Origin of the sequence: Micromonospora sp. URMC 103 (assembly GCF_051386435.1) — a bacterium.
Classification (GTDB): domain Bacteria; phylum Actinomycetota; class Actinomycetes; order Mycobacteriales; family Micromonosporaceae; genus Micromonospora.
Genome location: NZ_JBPQTR010000004.1, coordinates 1001218 through 1018326, shown reverse-complemented (window position 1 = coordinate 1018326; position 17109 = coordinate 1001218). Strand labels below are relative to the sequence as shown.

Annotated in this window: 15 protein-coding genes; 3 read left to right on the top strand and 12 right to left on the bottom strand. The window is 73.7% G+C overall.

All coding sequences use genetic code 11. The features are described 5' to 3' along the window. Positions 1 to 52: 52 nt before the first annotated feature. From ACSNOA_RS08415 to rsmD, 10 genes are all read right to left on the bottom strand, one after another. Complete coding sequence (locus ACSNOA_RS08415; protein WP_436657368.1) at positions 53 to 1555, bottom strand: MFS transporter; 1503 nt, start codon at positions 1553 to 1555, stop codon at positions 53 to 55. 177 nt (positions 1556 to 1732) lie between these two features. After that, positions 1733 to 3952: an MMPL family transporter gene (locus ACSNOA_RS08410; RefSeq protein ID WP_436657367.1), complete on the bottom strand. Its 2220-nt coding sequence runs from the start codon at positions 3950 to 3952 to the stop codon at positions 1733 to 1735. Between the two features lie 222 nt (positions 3953 to 4174). Then, positions 4175 to 5032 (bottom strand): bifunctional DNA-formamidopyrimidine glycosylase/DNA-(apurinic or apyrimidinic site) lyase, encoded by an 858-nt coding sequence (gene mutM, locus ACSNOA_RS08405; RefSeq protein WP_436657366.1) that lies wholly within the window; start codon positions 5030 to 5032, stop codon positions 4175 to 4177. Then, entirely contained in the window at positions 5025 to 5945 is a 921-nt protein-coding gene (rnc, locus tag ACSNOA_RS08400; RefSeq protein WP_436657365.1) for a ribonuclease III, read from the bottom strand. The genes mutM and rnc overlap by 8 nt, the downstream gene beginning before the upstream one ends. Then, entirely contained in the window at positions 5942 to 6925 is a 984-nt protein-coding gene (locus ACSNOA_RS08395; RefSeq protein ID WP_436657364.1) for a phosphate acyltransferase PlsX, read from the bottom strand. The genes rnc and ACSNOA_RS08395 overlap by 4 nt, the downstream gene beginning before the upstream one ends. Before the next feature lie 114 nt (positions 6926 to 7039). Then, positions 7040 to 7213: a 50S ribosomal protein L32 gene (gene rpmF, locus ACSNOA_RS08390; RefSeq protein ID WP_436657363.1), complete on the bottom strand. Its 174-nt coding sequence runs from the start codon at positions 7211 to 7213 to the stop codon at positions 7040 to 7042. A gap of 5 nt (positions 7214 to 7218) precedes the next feature. Next, a complete protein-coding gene (locus ACSNOA_RS08385; RefSeq protein ID WP_436657362.1) occupies positions 7219 to 7782 on the bottom strand; it encodes a YceD family protein in 564 nt (187 codons plus the stop codon). A gap of 107 nt (positions 7783 to 7889) precedes the next feature. Then, positions 7890 to 8387, bottom strand: a complete 498-nt coding sequence (locus ACSNOA_RS08380) for a hypothetical protein (protein ID WP_436657361.1) — start codon at positions 8385 to 8387, stop codon at positions 7890 to 7892. A 148-nt stretch (positions 8388 to 8535) separates the two neighbouring features. After that, the gene (coaD, locus tag ACSNOA_RS08375) at positions 8536 to 9024 is read right to left on the bottom strand and encodes a pantetheine-phosphate adenylyltransferase (protein ID WP_436657360.1); all 489 of its coding nucleotides are present in this window, start codon (positions 9022 to 9024) and stop codon (positions 8536 to 8538) included. Then, entirely contained in the window at positions 9021 to 9584 is a 564-nt protein-coding gene (rsmD, locus tag ACSNOA_RS08370; protein WP_436657359.1) for a 16S rRNA (guanine(966)-N(2))-methyltransferase RsmD, read from the bottom strand. Before rsmD ends, coaD begins: the two co-directional genes overlap by 4 nt. A 316-nt stretch (positions 9585 to 9900) precedes the next feature. Here rsmD and ACSNOA_RS08365 point away from each other — a divergent pair, with 316 nt between their 5' ends. Next, positions 9901 to 11403 carry a cell wall anchor protein gene (locus ACSNOA_RS08365; protein WP_436657358.1) on the top strand — a complete coding sequence of 501 codons (1503 nt, stop codon included), beginning with the start codon at positions 9901 to 9903 and terminating at the stop codon, positions 11401 to 11403. Between the two features lie 257 nt (positions 11404 to 11660). Next, positions 11661 to 12779 (top strand): hypothetical protein, encoded by a 1119-nt coding sequence (locus ACSNOA_RS08360; protein WP_436657357.1) that lies wholly within the window; start codon positions 11661 to 11663, stop codon positions 12777 to 12779. 53 nt (positions 12780 to 12832) lie between these two features. Here ACSNOA_RS08360 and recG read toward each other — a convergent pair whose 3' ends face one another. Continuing rightward, positions 12833 to 15046, bottom strand: a complete 2214-nt coding sequence (recG, locus tag ACSNOA_RS08355; RefSeq protein WP_436657356.1) for an ATP-dependent DNA helicase RecG — start codon at positions 15044 to 15046, stop codon at positions 12833 to 12835. Further along, positions 15043 to 16650 carry a DAK2 domain-containing protein gene (locus ACSNOA_RS08350; RefSeq protein ID WP_436657355.1) on the bottom strand — a complete coding sequence of 536 codons (1608 nt, stop codon included), beginning with the start codon at positions 16648 to 16650 and terminating at the stop codon, positions 15043 to 15045. The genes recG and ACSNOA_RS08350 overlap by 4 nt, the downstream gene beginning before the upstream one ends. Positions 16651 to 16891: 241 nt before the next feature. On the opposite strand from ACSNOA_RS08350, the gene rpmB reads away from it, so the two are divergent. Continuing rightward, positions 16892 to 17083 carry a 50S ribosomal protein L28 gene (rpmB, locus tag ACSNOA_RS08345; protein ID WP_073832489.1) on the top strand — a complete coding sequence of 64 codons (192 nt, stop codon included), beginning with the start codon at positions 16892 to 16894 and terminating at the stop codon, positions 17081 to 17083. Positions 17084 to 17109: the final 26 nt, after the last annotated feature.

Sequence of the window (17109 nt, the reverse complement as noted above, 5' to 3'; positions counted from 1 at the left end):
GCGCCACCCCCGCCGGAGGTCCGGGCGGGGGCGGCGCGAGCGGGACGGCGGGTCAGCCCGTGGCCACGCCCGGGGCCGGCGTGGGCGTGCCGGCGCCGCGCTGCCCGGGCACCTGCGCCTCCTCGGCGCTCAGCGGTGTCGCCAGGTCCTCCAGCGAGCGCCCCTCGGCCCGGACGCCGAGCGCGAGTTCCACGAGCCCACCGATGATCATGACGGACGCGCCCAGGACGAACGCGAGCGTGGTCTGGCCGACCTCCCCGGAGCCGACCAGCTTCGCGAAGATCAGCGGGCCGGTGATGCCGCCGACCGCCGTGCCGATCGCGTAGAAGAACGCGATGGCCATGGCCCGGGTCTCCATCGGGAAGATCTCGCTGACCGTCAGGTACGCGGCGCTCGCTCCGCAGGAGGCGAAGAAGAGCACCACGCACCAGCAGGCGGTCATCGTGGTCGCGGTGAGCACCCCGGAGTGGAACAGCCAGGCGGTGCCGAGCAGCAGCAGACCGGACACGATGTACGAGCCGGCGATCATCGGCACCCGACCCACGGTGTCGAAGAGCCGGCCCAGCAGCAGCGGGCCGAGCAGGTTGCCGACGGCGATCACCGCGAAGTAGTAGCCGCTGTTGCCGGGCGGGACGTCGAAGAACGTCTGCAGGATCTGGGCGAACCCGAAGGTGATCGCGTTGTAGAGGAACGCCTGCCCGATGAAGAGGGCGAAGCCCAGCACGGCCCGCTTGGGGTAGCGGGCGAAGAGAGTCCGGGCGATGGCCATGAAGTTGGTGCTGCGGCGCTGCCGGATGGTGATGTGGTCGTCCACCTCGTCGAGCTGCCGGCCCGTCTCGCGGCTCACCTCCTGCTCGACCGAGCTGACCAGCCGCTCGGCCTCCTCGCCGTGGCCGTGGATGAACAGCCACCGCGGGCTCTCCGGCACGTGCCGCCGGACCAGCAGGATCACCAGGCCGAGCACCACGCCGAGGCCGAACGCCACCCGCCAGCCGAGGGCCGTCGGCAGGCCGTTGAGCAGCGGTACGGTCAGCAGCGCGCCGAGCGCCGCGCCCAGCCAGAAGGTGCCGTTGATGACGATGTCGATCCGGCCCCGGTGCCGTGCCGGGATCAGCTCGTCGATGGCGGAGTTGATGGCCGCGTACTCGCCGCCGATGCCGAGGCCGGTGAGGAACCGGAACAGGAAGAACCACCAGCTGTCGAAGGCCAGGGCCGTCATCGCGGTGGCCAGGAGATAGACGGCCAGGGTGAGGATGAACAGCTTCTTGCGGCCGAACCGGTCGGTCAGCCAGCCGAAGAAGAGCGCCCCGGTGCAGGCGCCGGCGACGTACAGCGCGGCGGCCAGCCCGGTGACCTGGCTCTGCGTGATGTCCAGCCCACTGCCCGGCTCGGCGAGCTTGCCGGAGAGGTTCCCGACGATGGTGACCTCGAGACCGTCGAGGATCCACACGGTGCCCAGGCCGATGACGATCATCCAGTGCCAGCGCGACCACGGGAGGCGGTCGAGCCGGGCCGGGACGTTGGTGCGTACGGTGCCGGTCTGCACGTCGCTCATCGCGTGCTCCCGGGGGGTTCGGGATCAGCCGGTGCGCCGGCCCGCGGGCGGGCCACCGGGGTGCGCTGCTCGTCCATGGTCGGCCACATGCCCAACGGCGCGCCCCCTCAATCCTGCCGGCTCCGCCGTGCCGACGGTCGAGGCCGGTACCCGCGGCACCGGCCTCGACCCGACGGCTCAGCGGACGGTCGCCAGCTCCCGCTCTGGCTCCGGCGGATCGTTCGGCGTCGCGGCGGGCCGGCCGCGCAGGAACCGCGGCGCCCACCAGTTCGCGTCCCCGAGCATGGTCATCAGGGCCGGCAGCACGACCGCCCGGATGATCGTGGCGTCGAGCAGGATCGCGGCCGCGAGACCGATGCCGAGCTGCTTCATGTCGATGGTGCTCAGCGTCGCGAATATCGAGAAGACGCCGACCATGACGACCGCCGCGCTGCTCACCACGCCGGCCGACGACGTGATGCCGTGCGCCACCGCCTCGCGGTTGGACATCCCGGCGCGGATTCCCTCACGGATCCGGCTCACCACGAACACGTGGTAGTCCATGGAGAGGCCGAACAGCACCACGAACAGGAACAGCGGTAGCCAGGAGACGATCGCGCCCATCGAGGTGAATCCGAGCAGGTCGTCCGCCCAGCCGCCCTGGAAGACGAGCACCAGCAGGCCGTACGAGGCGCCCGCCGAGAGCAGGTTCAGCGCGATCGAGCTGACCGCCACCACCACCGAGCGGAACGTCAGGGTCATGACCAGGAAGGTGAGGGCGAGCACGAAGCCCATCACGAGAGGCAGCTTCTCCCAGACGTGCTGCGCGTAGTCCTCGCTGGCCGCCACGCCCCCGCCGACCGCGTACTCGACGCCGGGGATCCCGCGCAACTCGGCCGGGGCCAGCTCGTTCCGCAGCCTGTGCAGCGAGTCGACCGCCCTGTCGTCGCGGCTGGCGTACGGGGTCGCCACGTCCAGCACGGACACCGTCCCGTCGTCCGACACCCGGATCTTCGGGCCGTCCGCCTCCACCGGGGCGAAGAGCGGGTCGCCACCGGCGCGACCGGCCAGGTCGGTGAGCGCCGCGCGCACCCGGGCCGCCTCGGCGGCGGGCGCCCGCACCGCCACCAGGTGGCTCGTGCCGTTGCTCGGGAAGGCCGCGGTCAGCCGGTCGTACGCCTGCATGGCCGGCGTGCTGCGCGGCAGGTCCTCCATCCCGGGGAACTTCAGCTTCATGCCGAGCGCCGGCGCGGCGAGGGCCAGCAGCAGGCCGACCGCGATCACCAGTGTGGCCACGGGCGCCCGCAGCGCGGGGCGTAGCAGCGCCGGCCACAACCGCGGCGCCGCCGGCCGGCCGTGCCGCCCCGTACGCGGCGCGGTCAACCGCCACAGCAGCGGCACCCGGGGCCGGTCGACCCAGCGGCCGAGCTTGGCCAGCAGCGCGGGCAGGACCGTCAGGGAGCCGGTCACGGCCACCGCCACCACGAGGATCGACCCCACGGCGAGGGACGAGAAGACGGCGTCGTTGGCGAGGAGCAGCCCGGCCATCGAGATGATCACGGCGACGCCGGAGACCACCACGGCGTGGCCGGACGTCTCCGCCGCGATCTCCACAGCGTCCAGCCCGGAGCGTCCCTTCGCCCGTTCCTCCCGTTCCCGGCGCACGTAGAACAGCGAGTAGTCGACGCCGACGGCCATGCCGATGAGCAGGATGACGCTGGCCGTGACGTCGGTCGCCGGCACCAGGTGCGACGCCAGGGTGGAGAGGCCCATGGCGGCCGCCACCGAGGAGAGGGCGAGCAGCACCGGCACGCCGGCCGCGATCAGGGCGCCGAAGGCGACGATCAGGATTGCGAGCGTGACCGGCAGGCTGAGCAGCTCGGCCCGCTTGAAGTCCTTGCCCAGGGTGTCGTCCAGCGCCTTGCCGATCGACGGCCCGCCGACCTGCTCGACACGCACCAGCGGGTGGGCGTCCTGCACGCCGGCGGTGGCGTCGTGCAGCGGCTGCACCCGGTCGGACGCGGTCTCCGGATCGCCGGACATGGTGATGGGCAGCAGCAGCGCCGACCCGTCCCGCGCCGGCACCGGCTGCCCCACCCCGGCCACGCCGGTGACACCGCGCAGCCGGCTCGCCGCGTCGTCGGCGGCCGCCCGGGCGGCCGCCGGGTCGAGCGTGCCGGACCGGGCGGTGATCAGGATGTTCTCCACGGCCGGCTCGTGGAAGTCACCGGCGTCCGCGATCAGCCCGGCCCGGCCGGACTCGCCGATCGCCTGGTCGGCGTCGGTCGCCTCGTTGAGGCCGGCGGCGGTGCCCCCCACGAAGCACACCGCCACGAACACCACCCACAGCCCGATGGCACGCCACGGATGCTCGGCGCTCCACCGCGCCAACCGCACCGTCACCGGTCTCGCGCCCATGTCCGGTCCCCCCGCCACGTCGACCCCCCTGTCGTCGCTGCCGACGTTAGGGAGGTGACGGTGCGTGGACATCCGGGAGCGTCCCCGGTCCGTCCCGGAACCGCCCGGGCCGGGCCCGGAGGACGGACGGCCAGCCCCGACCCACCGAACGGACGGGTCGCCGGGGTCCGCACCGGAGGGTCCGGCGCCGACGCGCCGGAGCCACCCCGACGCGGGTCGGGGTCATCCCCGGAGCGACCCCCGAGGTCGGGGCTGGCAGCGCGGGCAGCTGTACGAGGACCGGTTCATGAACGGTTCCCGGCGGATCGGGGCGCCGCAGCGCCGGCACGGCTCACCCTCGCGGCCGTAGACGTTGAGCGACCGCTCGAAGTAGCCGCTCTCGCCGTTCACGTTGACGTAGAGGGTGTCGAAGCTCGTGCCGCCGGACCGGATGGCCTCGCCCAGCACGTCCCGGACGTGCCCGAGCAGCCGCTGCGCCGCGGGCCGGGTCAACGCGTCGGTCGGGCGCGCGCCGTGCAGCCGGGCCCGCCAGAGCGCCTCGTCGGCGTAGATGTTGCCCACGCCGGAGATCAGCGTCTGGTCGAGCAGCGCCCGCTTCACCTCGGTACGCCGGCGACGCAGCGCGGCCACGAACGCCGCGTCGGAGAACTCGGGGTCCATCGGGTCCCGCGCGATGTGCGCGATCTCCGGCGGCAGGTCCGCGCCGCCCTCGCTCACCGCGAGACCACCGAACGTGCGCTGGTCGACGAAGCGCAGCTCCGGGCCGTCGTCGGCGAACCGGAACCGCACCCGCAGGTGCGTCTCGTCGGGGGCGTCGGCCGGTTGCAGCAGCAGCTGGCCGGACATGCCGAGGTGCCCGACGACGGCGTCGCCGCTGTCGAGCGGCAGCCAGAGGTACTTACCGCGGCGGCGTACGTCGAGCACCGTCCGGCCGGCCAGCACGTCGGCGAAGTGGGCGCTTCCCGGCGCGTGCCGGCGGACCGCCCGCGGATGACGTACCTCGACGGATTCGATCTTCCGGCCGGTCACCCACGGGGCGAGGCCCTGCCGGATGGTCTCGACCTCGGGCAGCTCAGGCACGGGCGGACCCGGTGTCGGTGGCGCCGCCGTCCGGCTCGGCGCCGGTAGCGCCGGCGCCGGCCGCTCCTTCCTTGGCGGTCTCGGACGCGCCGGCGGACGGGTCGCTGCCCTCCGGGGCGTTCCGCGTGCCGTTGCCGTTGCCGTTGCTGCCGCCCCCGGCACGGGCGCCGCTGGCACCGCCGTCGCCCTGCGTGGCCTGCTCCGCCTGCTCGGTGAGGGTCCGCCAGGCCGCCTCGGCGGCCCGCTGCTCGGCTTCCTTCTTGCTCCGCCCCTCGGCGCCGCCGTACCGGTTGCCGGCGACCACCACCCAGGCCGTGAACGTCTTCAGGTGGTCCGGGCCGGTGCCCTCGATCCGGTACTCGGGCACACCCAGCCCGAGCGCCGCCGTCAGCTCCTGGAGGCTCGTCTTCCAGTCCAGCGCGGCGCCCCGACCGGCCGACTCCGCCATGAGGGGGTCGAACAGCCGGTGGATCACGATGGAGGCGGTGTCCAGGCCGTACTGGAGGTAGATCGCCCCGAGCAGCGCCTCCAGGGTGTCGGCGAGGATGCTCGCCTTGTCCCGGCCGCCGGTGGTCTCCTCGCCCTTGCCGAGCAACAGGTAGGCCCCGAGCCCCTCCGGGCCGAGGCCCCGGGCCACGTCGGCGAGCGCCCGCATGTTGACGACGCTGGCCCGTAGCTTGGCCAACTGGCCCTCGGGCAGGTCCGGGTGGTTGTGGAACAGGGCCGTGGTGATCACCACGCCGAGGACCGAGTCACCGAGGAACTCCAGCCGCTCGTTCGTGGGCAGGCCGCCGTTCTCGTACGCGTACGAGCGGTGCGTGAGGGCGCGCTCCAGCAGGTCCGGGTCGAGCGACACGCCGAACGCGGCCTCGAGGTGACCGACGGACGCCCGCCGCCGCTTGTCGTTGCTCATGGTGTGGCTACCTCGGTGTCGATGATGTGGTCATGGCCCACCGGAGCGTGCCCGGTGAGCAGCGCGGCGACCTGGTCGATGGCGCGCCGCCGCCACAGGTGGGCGGCGAGCGCGATGCCGGAGGCGACGTCGTCGGCCTCCGCGGCGCCGTGGCAGACCACCACGGTGCCGGCGACGCCGAGCAGGGCGGCCGCACGGGGCGCGCCACCGCTGGCGGGGGGACCGCCGGCCATCGCGTACGCGCCCTCGACCGCCTTGAGCAGCACGTTACCGGTGAACCCGTCGGTGACCACCACGTCGGCGCGCGCGCCGCGCGAGACGTCGTACCCCTCGACGAGGCCCACGTAGCGGGCTCCGCTCGGCAGTGGTTCCGCGGCAAGCACCGGATCGGCGGCCCGGCGGACTCGGTCGCCCTTGCCCGCCTCCGTGCCGACGGAGAGCAGCCCGACGCGGGGCGCGGCGACGGCGTGCGCCACGGCGGCGTACGCGGCGCCGAGCACGGCGTGCCGGGCGAGGGTGGCCGGACGGGGTTCCAGGGAGCCGCCGACGTCGAGCAGCACCACGGGGCCGGTGACCGCCGGCAGGGTGGCCACGAGGGCCGGCCGCCGGACGTCCGGCCAGCGGCCGAGGCCGAGGGCGGCGGCGGTGACGGTGGCGCCGGTCGAGCCGGCGGAGACGAGGGCGTCGGCGGTGCCGTCGCGCAGGGCGGCGACGGCGGCGCGGACCGTGCTCTCCGCCCGCGCGGCGCTGGGGTGATCGGCCATGCCGACCGCGTCCCGTACGGGGCGCACCGTGATCCGGACCCGGTGGACCGGGTCGAGGGCGTCGATCAGCCCGTCGGCAGCCTCCGGCGGGCCGACGAGCAACAGGTGCAGGTCCGGATCGGCGCGCAGGGCCCGCAGAGCGCCGTCAACCACGACGGCGGGAGCATCGTCCCCGCCGAGGAGGTCAACGGCGATCCGCGCGGTGCCCGGCTCCACCGGGACGGCGACCGGAGCGGACCGGTCGGCGTCGGAAGGAGCCGGGGCACCGGGCGAATGCCAGGGTGCGCGCGCCGCCCGACCAGGGGTCGGGAGCGTCACTCGGCGTCCGGGTCAGACCTCGAGGACCTGACGGCCGTTGTACGTGCCGCAGACGGAGCAGGCGGCGTGCGGCAGCTTCGGGGACTTGCACTGCGGGCACGCCACGGTCGCGACCGCCGAGGTCTTCCACTGCGCCCGGCGGGCCCGGGTGTTGCTGCGCGACATCTTGCGCTTGGGGACGGCCACGGTTCTTACTCCTCTTTACGGGTCAATTGCGACAGGCTGGCCCATCGCGGGTCGATCTGCTGGTGGCTGTGATCGGCCGGCAGATCGTCCCAGTGCACCCCACACTCGGGGCACAGGCCTGGGCAGTCCTCCCGGCAGAGCGGGTTGGTCGGCAGCGTGAGCACCACCGCGTCCCGCAGTGCCGGCTCCAGGTCGATCAGATCGCCCTGCATCCGGCCCACCTCGTCCTCGTCGGTCGTGGTGTCCGTGGTGCTGTTCTCGTACGCGTACAGCTCCTGGATCCGCACGGCCACCGAGTCGTTGATCTCGCGCAGGCAGCGGCCGCACTCGCCCCGGACGGGACCGCTCACGGTCCCGGAGACGAGCACGCCCTCGGACACCGACTCCAGCCTCAGGTCGAGGTCGAGGTCCGCGCCCTCCGGCACGCCGATCAACTCCACGCCGAGGTCCGCCGGCGCCGGCACGACCCGCTTGACCGTACGCAACGCGCCAGGCCGGCGCGGCAGGTCTCTCGTGTCGAGGACCAGCGGCGACCTGGGGTCGAGTGGGCTTGGCGAGTGCTTGGGCATAGTCAGACTCCGGCCGGTGAGAGGCCGACATACGAGGTTACCTGGGTGACCGCCCGACCGTCGAACCGGGGGCGCGCCCGCGTACGCGTCGGCTGTTGTGGTGCCGCTCAGAAGGGTAGCGGGCGCTCCGCCTCGTCGCCCGCGAAGGTGCCGATCTCGCGCAGCGCGTGCATCTTGTCCCGGCCGCGTTCTATCGAGGCCAGCGCCCGGGTGAGGAACTGCTCGAAGTTGGCCAGGGCGGTGTCGACGTAGTCGTCGACCTCGTCGCGCAGCCGCTGGGCCTCGGCCCGGGCCTCGGCGATGATCCGCGCGCCCTCGTGCTCCGCGGAAACGGTGATCTCGTTCACCGAGACCAACCGGGCGTGTTCCGCCTCACCCTCGCTGATGATCCGGTCGGCCTCGCGCTTGCCGGCCTCCATGATCTTGTCGCGCTCATCGAGCAGGGCGGCGGCCCGGCGCAGGTCGGCGGGGAGTTCGGCGCGCAGCTCGTCCAGGGCCGCGATCACCTCGCCCCGGTCGAGCATGCAGTTGTTCCGCGACATCGGGACGGACCGCGCCGTCTCCACCATGGCGATCAGTTCGTCGATGCGATCGAGCGGGTCCACCGGTACCTCACTCCTGTCGTTCTTCGGCCGACCTACATGATGCGGGCTCCGGCCGGTTTCCCGCTCCACCCATCATGGCGTGCGCCCGGCCACCCGCCCGCCCGCGGCCTTCCCGGCGCGCCGCGGCGCTTGCCGGAAGACGGTGCGGTCAGGAGCGGGGTGGCGGGGACAGGCGGGCCAGGAGCTCGGTGCGCACCCGGTCGGGAACGTGCGGCGAGACGTCGCCGCCCCACTTGGCCACGTCCTTCACGAGACTCGAGGAGAGGAACGAGTAGAGCGGGTTGGTCGGCATGAACAGCGTCTCGACACCGGCCAGCCCGATGTTCATCTGCGCCATCTGGAGTTCGTAGTCGAAGTCGCTGACCGCCCGCAGACCCTTGATCAGCACACTCGCGTGTTGTGCGCGGCAGAAGTCGACCAGGAGCCCGCGGAACGACTCCACCCGGACGTTGTCGTACGAGGCGGTCACCTCCCGGAGCATGTCGATCCGCTCCTCGACGGTGAACAGGCCGCTCTTGGACTGGTTGACCAGCACGCCGACGATCACCTCGTCGAACAGCCGGCTCGCCCGACCGATGATGTCGAGGTGTCCGTTGGTGACCGGGTCGAACGAGCCGGGACACACCGCACGTCTCATGATCGGCGACCGTACCAAAGGGTGGTCTCCCCGTACCGGCGGCTGCGCTCGCCGGTGACCCCCGGCACCCAGGCGAGCGGGTCGCCCCGGCTCGAACGCTCCACCACCACGAGCCCGTCCGGCACGAGCCAGCCGTGCTCCACGAGGGCGGTCAGCAGTGCGGTGATCTCGTCGTCCGGCACGGCGTACGGGGGATCGGCGAAGACCACGTCGTACGGCTCACCGTCCGGCCCGCCCGCCAGCACCGTCGCGACCCGGCCGGTGACGAGGCGGGCGGCGGGCGCGGCGCGGAGCGCCGCGACGTTCTCCCGGATCACGCGGGCCGCCCGCGGATCGGATTCGACAAGCAGCACGTGCTCGGCGCCCCGGGACAGCGCCTCGAGCCCGACGGCGCCGGAACCGGCGTAGAGATCCGCGAAGCGGGCGCCCACGAGGTCGACCTCCGCCTGCACCGCGCTGAACAGCGCCTCCCGCACACGGTCGGAGGTGGGCCGGGTGCCGGCGCCGGGCGGCGCGGCGATCCGGCGCCCGCCGAGGGCCCCGGCCACGATCCGGGTCACCGTCTCCTCCTGTCCATGCCCCGACGCTACGCGATGGGCCGGCGTCCGCAGCCGACCCGGTCGATATCGTCAGCGCGATGAATTGATCACCACACGTACATCAATGATCTCGAATTCATAACATCAGTCTTAGCGGATGCTGAGCGCTGTAACGACGACGGCGATCTCGCTAGGGTCTGCCCGGTGCCGGTGACGCAACACCGGCCACGGCAGCGGGGAGGGTCCTCACCGGACGCGCGGCGCCCGCCAGCGACCGTCCGGCCCGTCCTCCCGACGCCGATACCCCCGAACGCTTCCTTTCACCCCGGGAGTACCCGTGATCCGTACCAAGCTGTCGCTGCGGCGACCGCTGGCTGTCCTGGGGGCCGCCCTGCTCGGCCTCACCGGGGCGGTCGCGTTGGCCGCACCCGCCAGTGCGCACCACACCACCACCACCGCGACCGCCAAGTGCGACCAGCTCAGCGGCGAGCGGGTGATCACCTGGACGATCGAGAACAGCGAGAAGGACAAGGCCGCGACGCTGCAGACGGTGACGTCCGACCCGAACACCCCCGTGGTGCTCGAGTCGGACGGCAAGACGCCGCTCGAGGGCGTCGTCATCGACAACGGCGGCACCACGAAGGCCGTACAGCGGGTGCCCGCCGACACGAAGACCGCCACGCTCAAGTTGCACTCCCTGTGGGTGGTCAACGACGAGAAGTTCGACGACGTGGGCACCATCAACCTGCCCGCCGACGAGGCGTGCAAGCCGGCCCCGAAGTGCGTGGACGCCAGCGAGGCGAGCTACAGCCACACCTTCGACGGCCCGAAGGGCACCGCCACCGTCAAGCTCGACGGCGACCTGCCGCTCTGTGAGGGCAGCGAGCAGCCGTTCACGCTGGTCTCGTACTTCGCGCCGCGGCCGCAGTTCGCCACCCCGCAGTACGTCTACGGCACGCCGGACACCGACACCATCGGCGGGACCAAGACCGAGATCGAGCTGAACGTCGAGATCCCGAACTGCCACACCCAGGTCGACCTGATCTGGGGCGGCAAGGACGAGGTCATCGACGAGATCACCGACGGCGGCCCGCGCTACAACGACAAGAAGCTGGGCTCCCCGGGCGCGCCGGGCAACCGGTCGCACGGCAAGCCGGGCTGGTACAACGGCGGCGACAAGAGCTGCACCACGCCGGCCTCGACCTTCGCGTCCAACTGCGACGGCACCGTCGCCGTGTCGCTGAGCAACGACGGCAAGGACGGCAAGTACCCGGTCGAGTTCGAGGTCAAGGGCGAGAACGGCTGGTCCAAGAAGGTCACCGTCGAGGCCGGCAAGGCCGACAACAGCGTCGTGGTGCCCGCCGAGAACGCCGGCAAGGTCGAGGTGCTGGTCGACGGGAAGGTGATCGAGAACGGCACGTACTCGTGGGCGCGCCCCGAGGACTGCCCGCTGCCCGACATCACCACGAAGGCCGACTGCAAGGACTTCAGCCTGACCGCGACCAACCCGGAGGGTGGCCTGCCGGTCAAGGTGGAGTTCACCTACGGCGGCAAGACCGAGACCCGTACCGTCCAGCCGGGCAAGGCCGAGACCGTGACCTTCAAGGCCGGTAAGGACGACAGCGCCCTCGTGGCGCTGCCCGACCTGGACATGGAGATGGAGGCCGTCTACGCCCCCGAGGGCACCTGCGGGGGCGGCGGCGCCGGTGGCGAGGAGCCCGGCCTGCCGGTGACCGGTGTGGCGGCCGGCGGCATCGCCGCGGGCGCGCTGGCCCTGCTCGCCCTGGGCGCGGTGCTCTTCTTCGTCGCCCGCCGGCGTCGGGTGCGCTTCACCGCCTGATCCGATAGCGACCCGCGAGGGCGCGTCGACCGAAACGGTCGGCGCGCCCTCGTCGTCTCTGCGCGGTCGCCCGGTTCCACGTCACGATTAGGCCACGGCCCACCGCTGCGGGACCCGGAGGGGAACGTGGCGTCGACGCCCGGTCGCTACCGTCGGGCAACGAACTGGCCACCTGCCGGACGCACGGCCGTCGATCGGACGCCCGCCCCGGCCTCGCCGGCTCCTCTCGGGAGGCACGTCCCACGACAGGAGAATCCATGAAGAGCGATCGATCCGTTCGGCGTCGCGCGCTCGCCGTCCTCGGGGCGGCGGCGATCGGCCTTCTCGGCGTTGTCGCCGTCGGTGCCCCGGCCAGCGCCCACCACACGGCGGTCCAGGGCGAGGCGGACTGCGTCGACGGCAGCTACCAGGTCCGGTGGACGGTGCGCAGCGAGAGCACCCCGCCCGAGGCCACCCGGTTTCGTCTCGCGGCCGTCGACGCCGCCCCGGCCGGCACCTCCGTCCGCGCCCTCGCACCCAGCCCCGAGGGGACCTTCCCGCACTCCGTGGGCGAGGCGGTGGTCGGGGTCCAGACCGTGCCCGGCGACGCGACCGAGGCGCGCCTCACCGTCCGGGCACAGTGGAACAACGGCCACACCGAGGACTCGGCCCACGAGGGTGTGGTGGCGCTCGACGGCACCTGCGGCACCGGTACGTCACCCGCGACGCCGAGCGTCAGCTTCACCTCGGTCTGCGCCGCCGCGATCGACGTCCACCTGGCCAACCCGCGTACGGCGCCCGCCGTCGACGTGGTGCTCGAATCCGTCCCGCCCGGCTTCCTGACGCAGACCGTGACACTGGCCGCGGGCGAGAAGAAGGATGTGCACTTCCCGGTCGAGGGCTGGGACGGGGTCAGCGTCACCGTGGTGGGGGCCACCGAGCCGCTCGCCACCTACCGGTGGACGAACCCGGGCAACTGCGCCATGGCCCGGATCACGACCCGCTCCACCTGCGACAGCTTCACGGTGGTCTTCACCGACCCACCGGACGGCGACACCTGGACGGTGACGTTCTCCCCCACCTACGGCAAGGCCCGCAAGCGGGTCGTGAAGCCGGGTGAGACCGTCGAGGAGACGTTCGTGGGCCGCGAGGGACAGAACGTGGTCGCCGCCTACGACTACTGGGATCCCGACGGTGACTACTTCGGGCCCTGGGAGTGGGAGCAGCCCGCCGACTGCGGCGGCTCCGGTGGCTCCGGCGGCGGGGACGGCGGCGGCGCGCTCCCCGTGACCGGCGTGCCGGCCGGCGGCCTCGCCTCCGGCGCCGGCCTGCTGCTGCTCGGCGGCGCGGCGTTGTACCTGGTGGCACGCCGGCGACGGGTCCGGTTCACCGCCTGAGCGTCCGGGGTGCGTCGCGCCGGCGGCGCACCCCGCCCGGCTCCGGGCGACGCTCAGCCCTTCTCCAGGTACTCGGCGCGCTCCTCGTCCACGAGCGCGGCCACCGAGGCGGCCAGGGCGGGGTGCCGGGCGAGGTCCGGGTCCTCCTCGACCAACGTGATCGCCTCGGCCCGGGCGTCCCGGATCAGGTCCGCGTCGCGCAGCAGGGACAGCAGGCGCAGGTGTGAGCGGCGCCCGGACTGGGTGGCTCCCAGCACGTCGCCCTCCCGGCGCTGCTCCAGGTCGAGTTCGGCGAGCTTGAAGCCGTCCGTGGTGGACGCCACGGCGTCGAGCCGTTCCCGGGCGGGGCTGCCCTCCGGCGCCTCGGTCACGAGAAGGCAGAGCCCCGCCGCCGCGCCACGGCCCACCCGGCCGCGCAGCTGGTGCAGTTGGGAGACGCCGAAGCGGTCCGCGTCCAACACGATCATCACGGTGGCGTTCGGCACGTCCACCCCGACCTCGACCACCGTGGTGGCGACCAGCACGTCGAGCTGCCCGGCCGCGAACGAGCGCATCACGGCGTCCTTCTCGTCGGCCGGCAGCCGTCCGTGCAGGACACCGATCCGCAGGCCGTGCAGCGGACCCTCGGCGAGCAACGGCGCCACCTCCGTGACCGCGAGCGGCGGCCGCCGGCCGGAGTCGTCCTCCCGCGGCGCCTCCTCCTCGCTGGCCGGGCCGTCACCGATCCGCGGGCACACCACGTACGCCTGGTGCCCCGCGCCCACCTCCTCGCGCAGCCGCCGCCAGGCGCGGTCCAAGAAGGCCGGCTTCTCGGCGGCCGGCACCACGTGCGAGGCGATCGGCGACCGGCCCCGGGGCAGTTGCGAGAGGGTGGAGGTCTCCAGGTCGCCGTAGACGGTCATCGCCACCGTGCGCGGGATCGGCGTGGCCGTCATGACGAGCACGTGCGGAGGCTGGTCGGCCTTGGCCCGCAGCGCGTCCCGCTGCTCCACCCCGAACCGGTGCTGCTCGTCGACCACCACGAGCCCCAGGTCGGCGAAGTCGACGCCCTCGTAGAGCAGGGCGTGCGTGCCCACCACGATCCCGGCGCGGCCCTGCGCCACCTCGGCCAACGCCCGCCGCCGGGCCGCCGCGCCGAGCGAGCCGGTGACCAGCTCCACCCGGGTGGCGTCGGCCACGGCGTCCAGCTCACCGGCCCGGCCGAGCGGGCCCAGCAGGTCGAGGATGCCGCGGTGGTGCTGGGCGGCGAGCACCTCGGTCGGCGCGAGCAGCGCCGCCTGCCCGCCGGCGTCCACCACCTGGAGCATCGCGCGCAGCGCGACCACCGTCTTGCCCGAGCCGACCTCACCCTGCAACAGCCGGTGCATCGGGTGCGGGGTGGCCAGGTCGGCCGCGATCTCCCGACCCACGTCGCGTTGGCCGGACGTCAGCTCGTAGGGCAGCCGCGCGTCGAAGGCGTCCAGCAGCCCGGACGCCCGCCCCGGGCGGGGCCGCGCCGGCCAGTCGGCCGCGCGGTGCTTGCGCTGCACCAGCGTGAGCTGCACGGCGAACGCCTCGTCCCACTTGAGCCGGCGTCGGGCGCGGTAGAGCTCCTCCTTGCTGGACGGCCGGTGGATCTCCCGCAGGGCGGCGCCCAACCCCACGAGGTTGCGGGTGGCGCGGACCGTCGCGGGCAGCGGGTCCTCCGGCGGGGTGAAGGTGTCCAGCACTACCCGGACGCACCGGGCGATCACCCAGGTCGGCACGGCCGCCGCCGCCGGGTAGACCGGGATCAGCGCGCCCGCGAACTCCTCGATCTCCTCGCTGGCCGCCGCCTCGCCGTCACCGCCCTCCCCGAGGAGCACGTACTCGGGGCCGTTGAGCTGGCGCTTGCCCCGGAACTCGGTGACCTTGCCGGCGAAGAGCCCCCAGCGCCCCGGCCGCAGCTCGCGCTCCCGCCACGCCTGGTTGCCGAAGAAGGTGAGGGTGAGCACCCCTCCCGAACCGTCGCCCACGGTGACCTCGAGCAGGTTGCCCCGGCGCTGGCGCATCGGCCGCACCGCCGTGCGCTGCACCTGGGCCAGCACCGTCACCTGCTCGCCGACCGCCAGCGACCGGATGTCGGTGTGCTCGCCGCGCTCGTCGTAGCGGCGCGGGAAGTGGTAGATGAGGTCGCCCGCGGTGTGCAGGTCGAGGTGACTCGCCAGGGCCTTGGCCGTCTTCTCCCCGACCAGCTTCTTCAGCGGCGTGTCGACGGTCGCCCCCGGCTCGGCGCCCAGCTCGCTCATTCGACCCCCACCAGGAGCGGGTAGTGCGGTTGCCCGCCCGGATACGCGTGCACCTCGACGAAGGGCCAGCGCTGCCCCACGTGTGCGCGGACGGCGTCCACGAGGCCGGCCGGGGCGTCCGCCCCGGAGATCAGGGTGACAAGCTCGCCGCCGCCGCCGAGCATCCGGTCGACCACCGCGACGCAGGTGTCGACCAGGTCGGCGCCGATGAGGTGCACCTCCCCCTCGACCAGGGCGAGCACGTCGCCCGGCCGGCAGGGCCCCGCCACGGTGAGCGCCTCCCGGCTCGCGTGGCACACCTCGGCGTAGCGGCAGGCGCCGGCCGCCTCGGCCATCGCGATGACGTCGTCCTCGAAACGGCGCCCCGGATCGCGCACCGCGAGGGCGGCCAGCGCCTGCACCGGGGACCGGGTGGGCACCACGCTGACCTTGACCCCGAGCCGGTGCGCCTCCTTGGCGGCGGCGTTCGCCACGGCCTGCGTGTTCGGGTCGTTGGGCAGCACCACGACCCGGGCGGCGCCCGTGGCGCGGATGGCGTCCAGCAGCTCGCCGGTGGACGGGTTGCCCGGCACCACGGTGGCGCCCTCGCCGCCGAACAGCTCGGCGATCCCGGCGCCGGGCGCCACCACCACGGCGCCCCGGCCGTCGGTCGCCGCAGCCGGTGACGCGACCTGGTCGGCGAAGCGGGTCACCGCGATCCGGTGCGGCCGGCCGGCGTCGACGCCCGCCTCGATGGCCGCGCCCACGTCGTTGACGTGCACGTGCACGTTCCAGGTGCCTCCGGCGGCGCCGTCACCGACGATCACGAGGGAGTCGCCCAGGCCGGCGAGCACGTGCCGCAGCCGGTCGACGGCCTCCCGCTCCGCGTCGAGCAGGAACTGCACCTCGTACGCGTACTGCTCGGACCCGGTCTCGCGGACGGCGGTGGCCGGCGGGGCGGCGGCCCGCGGCGCGGGCGCCCGCCGCACCGGCCGCTCCCCCGTGACCACCTCCAGCAGGGCGTCCAGCAGCAGGCACAGCCCTCGCCCGCCGGCGTCGACCACGCCGGCCCGGGCCAGCGCCGGAAGCTGCTCCGGGGTGCGCGCCAGCGCCAGCGCGGCGGCGCCGGCCGCCGCGCCGGCGACCGCGCAGAGGTCGTCGCTGTCGGCCCCCTCGGCCGCGGCGGCCGCCGCGGAGACCACGGTGAGCACGGTGCCCTCCACCGGTCGGGCCACGGCCGTGTAGGCGGCGGCGGTCGCGTCACGCAGCGCGCCGGCCAGCGCCCGGCCGCGTACCGCCGGCACCGCGCCCGCCGCGTCGGCGAAGCCGCGCAGGATCTGCGACAGGATCACCCCGGAGTTGCCCCGGGCGCCGAGAAGCGCGCCCCGTGCCATCAGCCGCAGCGCGTGCCCGTGCGGCGTCACACCGCCGTCGGGAAGGGTGTCCAGATCCATGGCGAGCGCCTGCTGCGCCGAGGTGAGGGTGAGCACCAGGTTCGTCCCGGTGTCGCCGTCGGGCACCGGGTAGACGTTGAGCCGGTCGATCTCGGCCTGGTGCCGCTGGAGCGCGGCGAGCCCGCCCGTGCACCAGCGGCGGACCGCAGCGGCGTCGAGGGTCTCCAGCACGGCGAGAAGCCTACTGGCGTACGCCGACAGCCGCCGGGCTCGTCCGGCGTGTCCCCCGCGCGCCGGCCGCTCCGGTCGCAGGCCGGGGCCGGTGCCCGGCGGCTCCGGTCGCAGGCCGGGGCGGACGCCGGTACGGCAGCCCGGTTGGGCGGACCGGCCGGTCATCGGGTAACCTGGCCAGGTTGCCCGGGCAGCGGCTGCGCCGGCGACCTCATGAACGATTCAATCCCAGGAGTATCCCGTGGCTAGCGTGTGCGACGTCTGTGGCAAGGGACCGGGCTTCGGCCACAACGTGTCCCACTCGCACCGGCGGACCAACCGCCGCTGGAACCCGAACATCCAGTCGGTGCGTACCCCGGCCGGTGGCGGCACCACCAAGAAGATGCAGGTCTGCACCTCGTGCATCAAGGCGGGCAAGGTCACCCGCGCCTGACCCGGCAGCAGACCACCTGATCGACG

Excerpts from the sequence above, each read along its gene's own strand:
- ACSNOA_RS08415 (WP_436657368.1), bottom strand. The coding sequence starts at position 1,555 with ATGAGCGACGTGCAGACCGGCACCGTACGCACCAACGTCCCGGCCCGG.
- ACSNOA_RS08410 (WP_436657367.1), bottom strand. The coding sequence starts at position 3,952 with ATGGGCGCGAGACCGGTGACGGTGCGGTTGGCGCGGTGGAGCGCCGAG.
- rnc (WP_436657365.1), bottom strand. The coding sequence starts at position 5,945 with ATGAGCAACGACAAGCGGCGGCGGGCGTCCGTCGGTCACCTCGAGGCC.
- ACSNOA_RS08385 (WP_436657362.1), bottom strand. The coding sequence starts at position 7,782 with ATGCCCAAGCACTCGCCAAGCCCACTCGACCCCAGGTCGCCGCTGGTC.
- coaD (WP_436657360.1), bottom strand. The coding sequence starts at position 9,024 with ATGAGACGTGCGGTGTGTCCCGGCTCGTTCGACCCGGTCACCAACGGA.
- ACSNOA_RS08360 (WP_436657357.1), top strand. The coding sequence starts at position 11,661 with ATGAAGAGCGATCGATCCGTTCGGCGTCGCGCGCTCGCCGTCCTCGGG.
- recG (WP_436657356.1), bottom strand. The coding sequence starts at position 15,046 with ATGAGCGAGCTGGGCGCCGAGCCGGGGGCGACCGTCGACACGCCGCTG.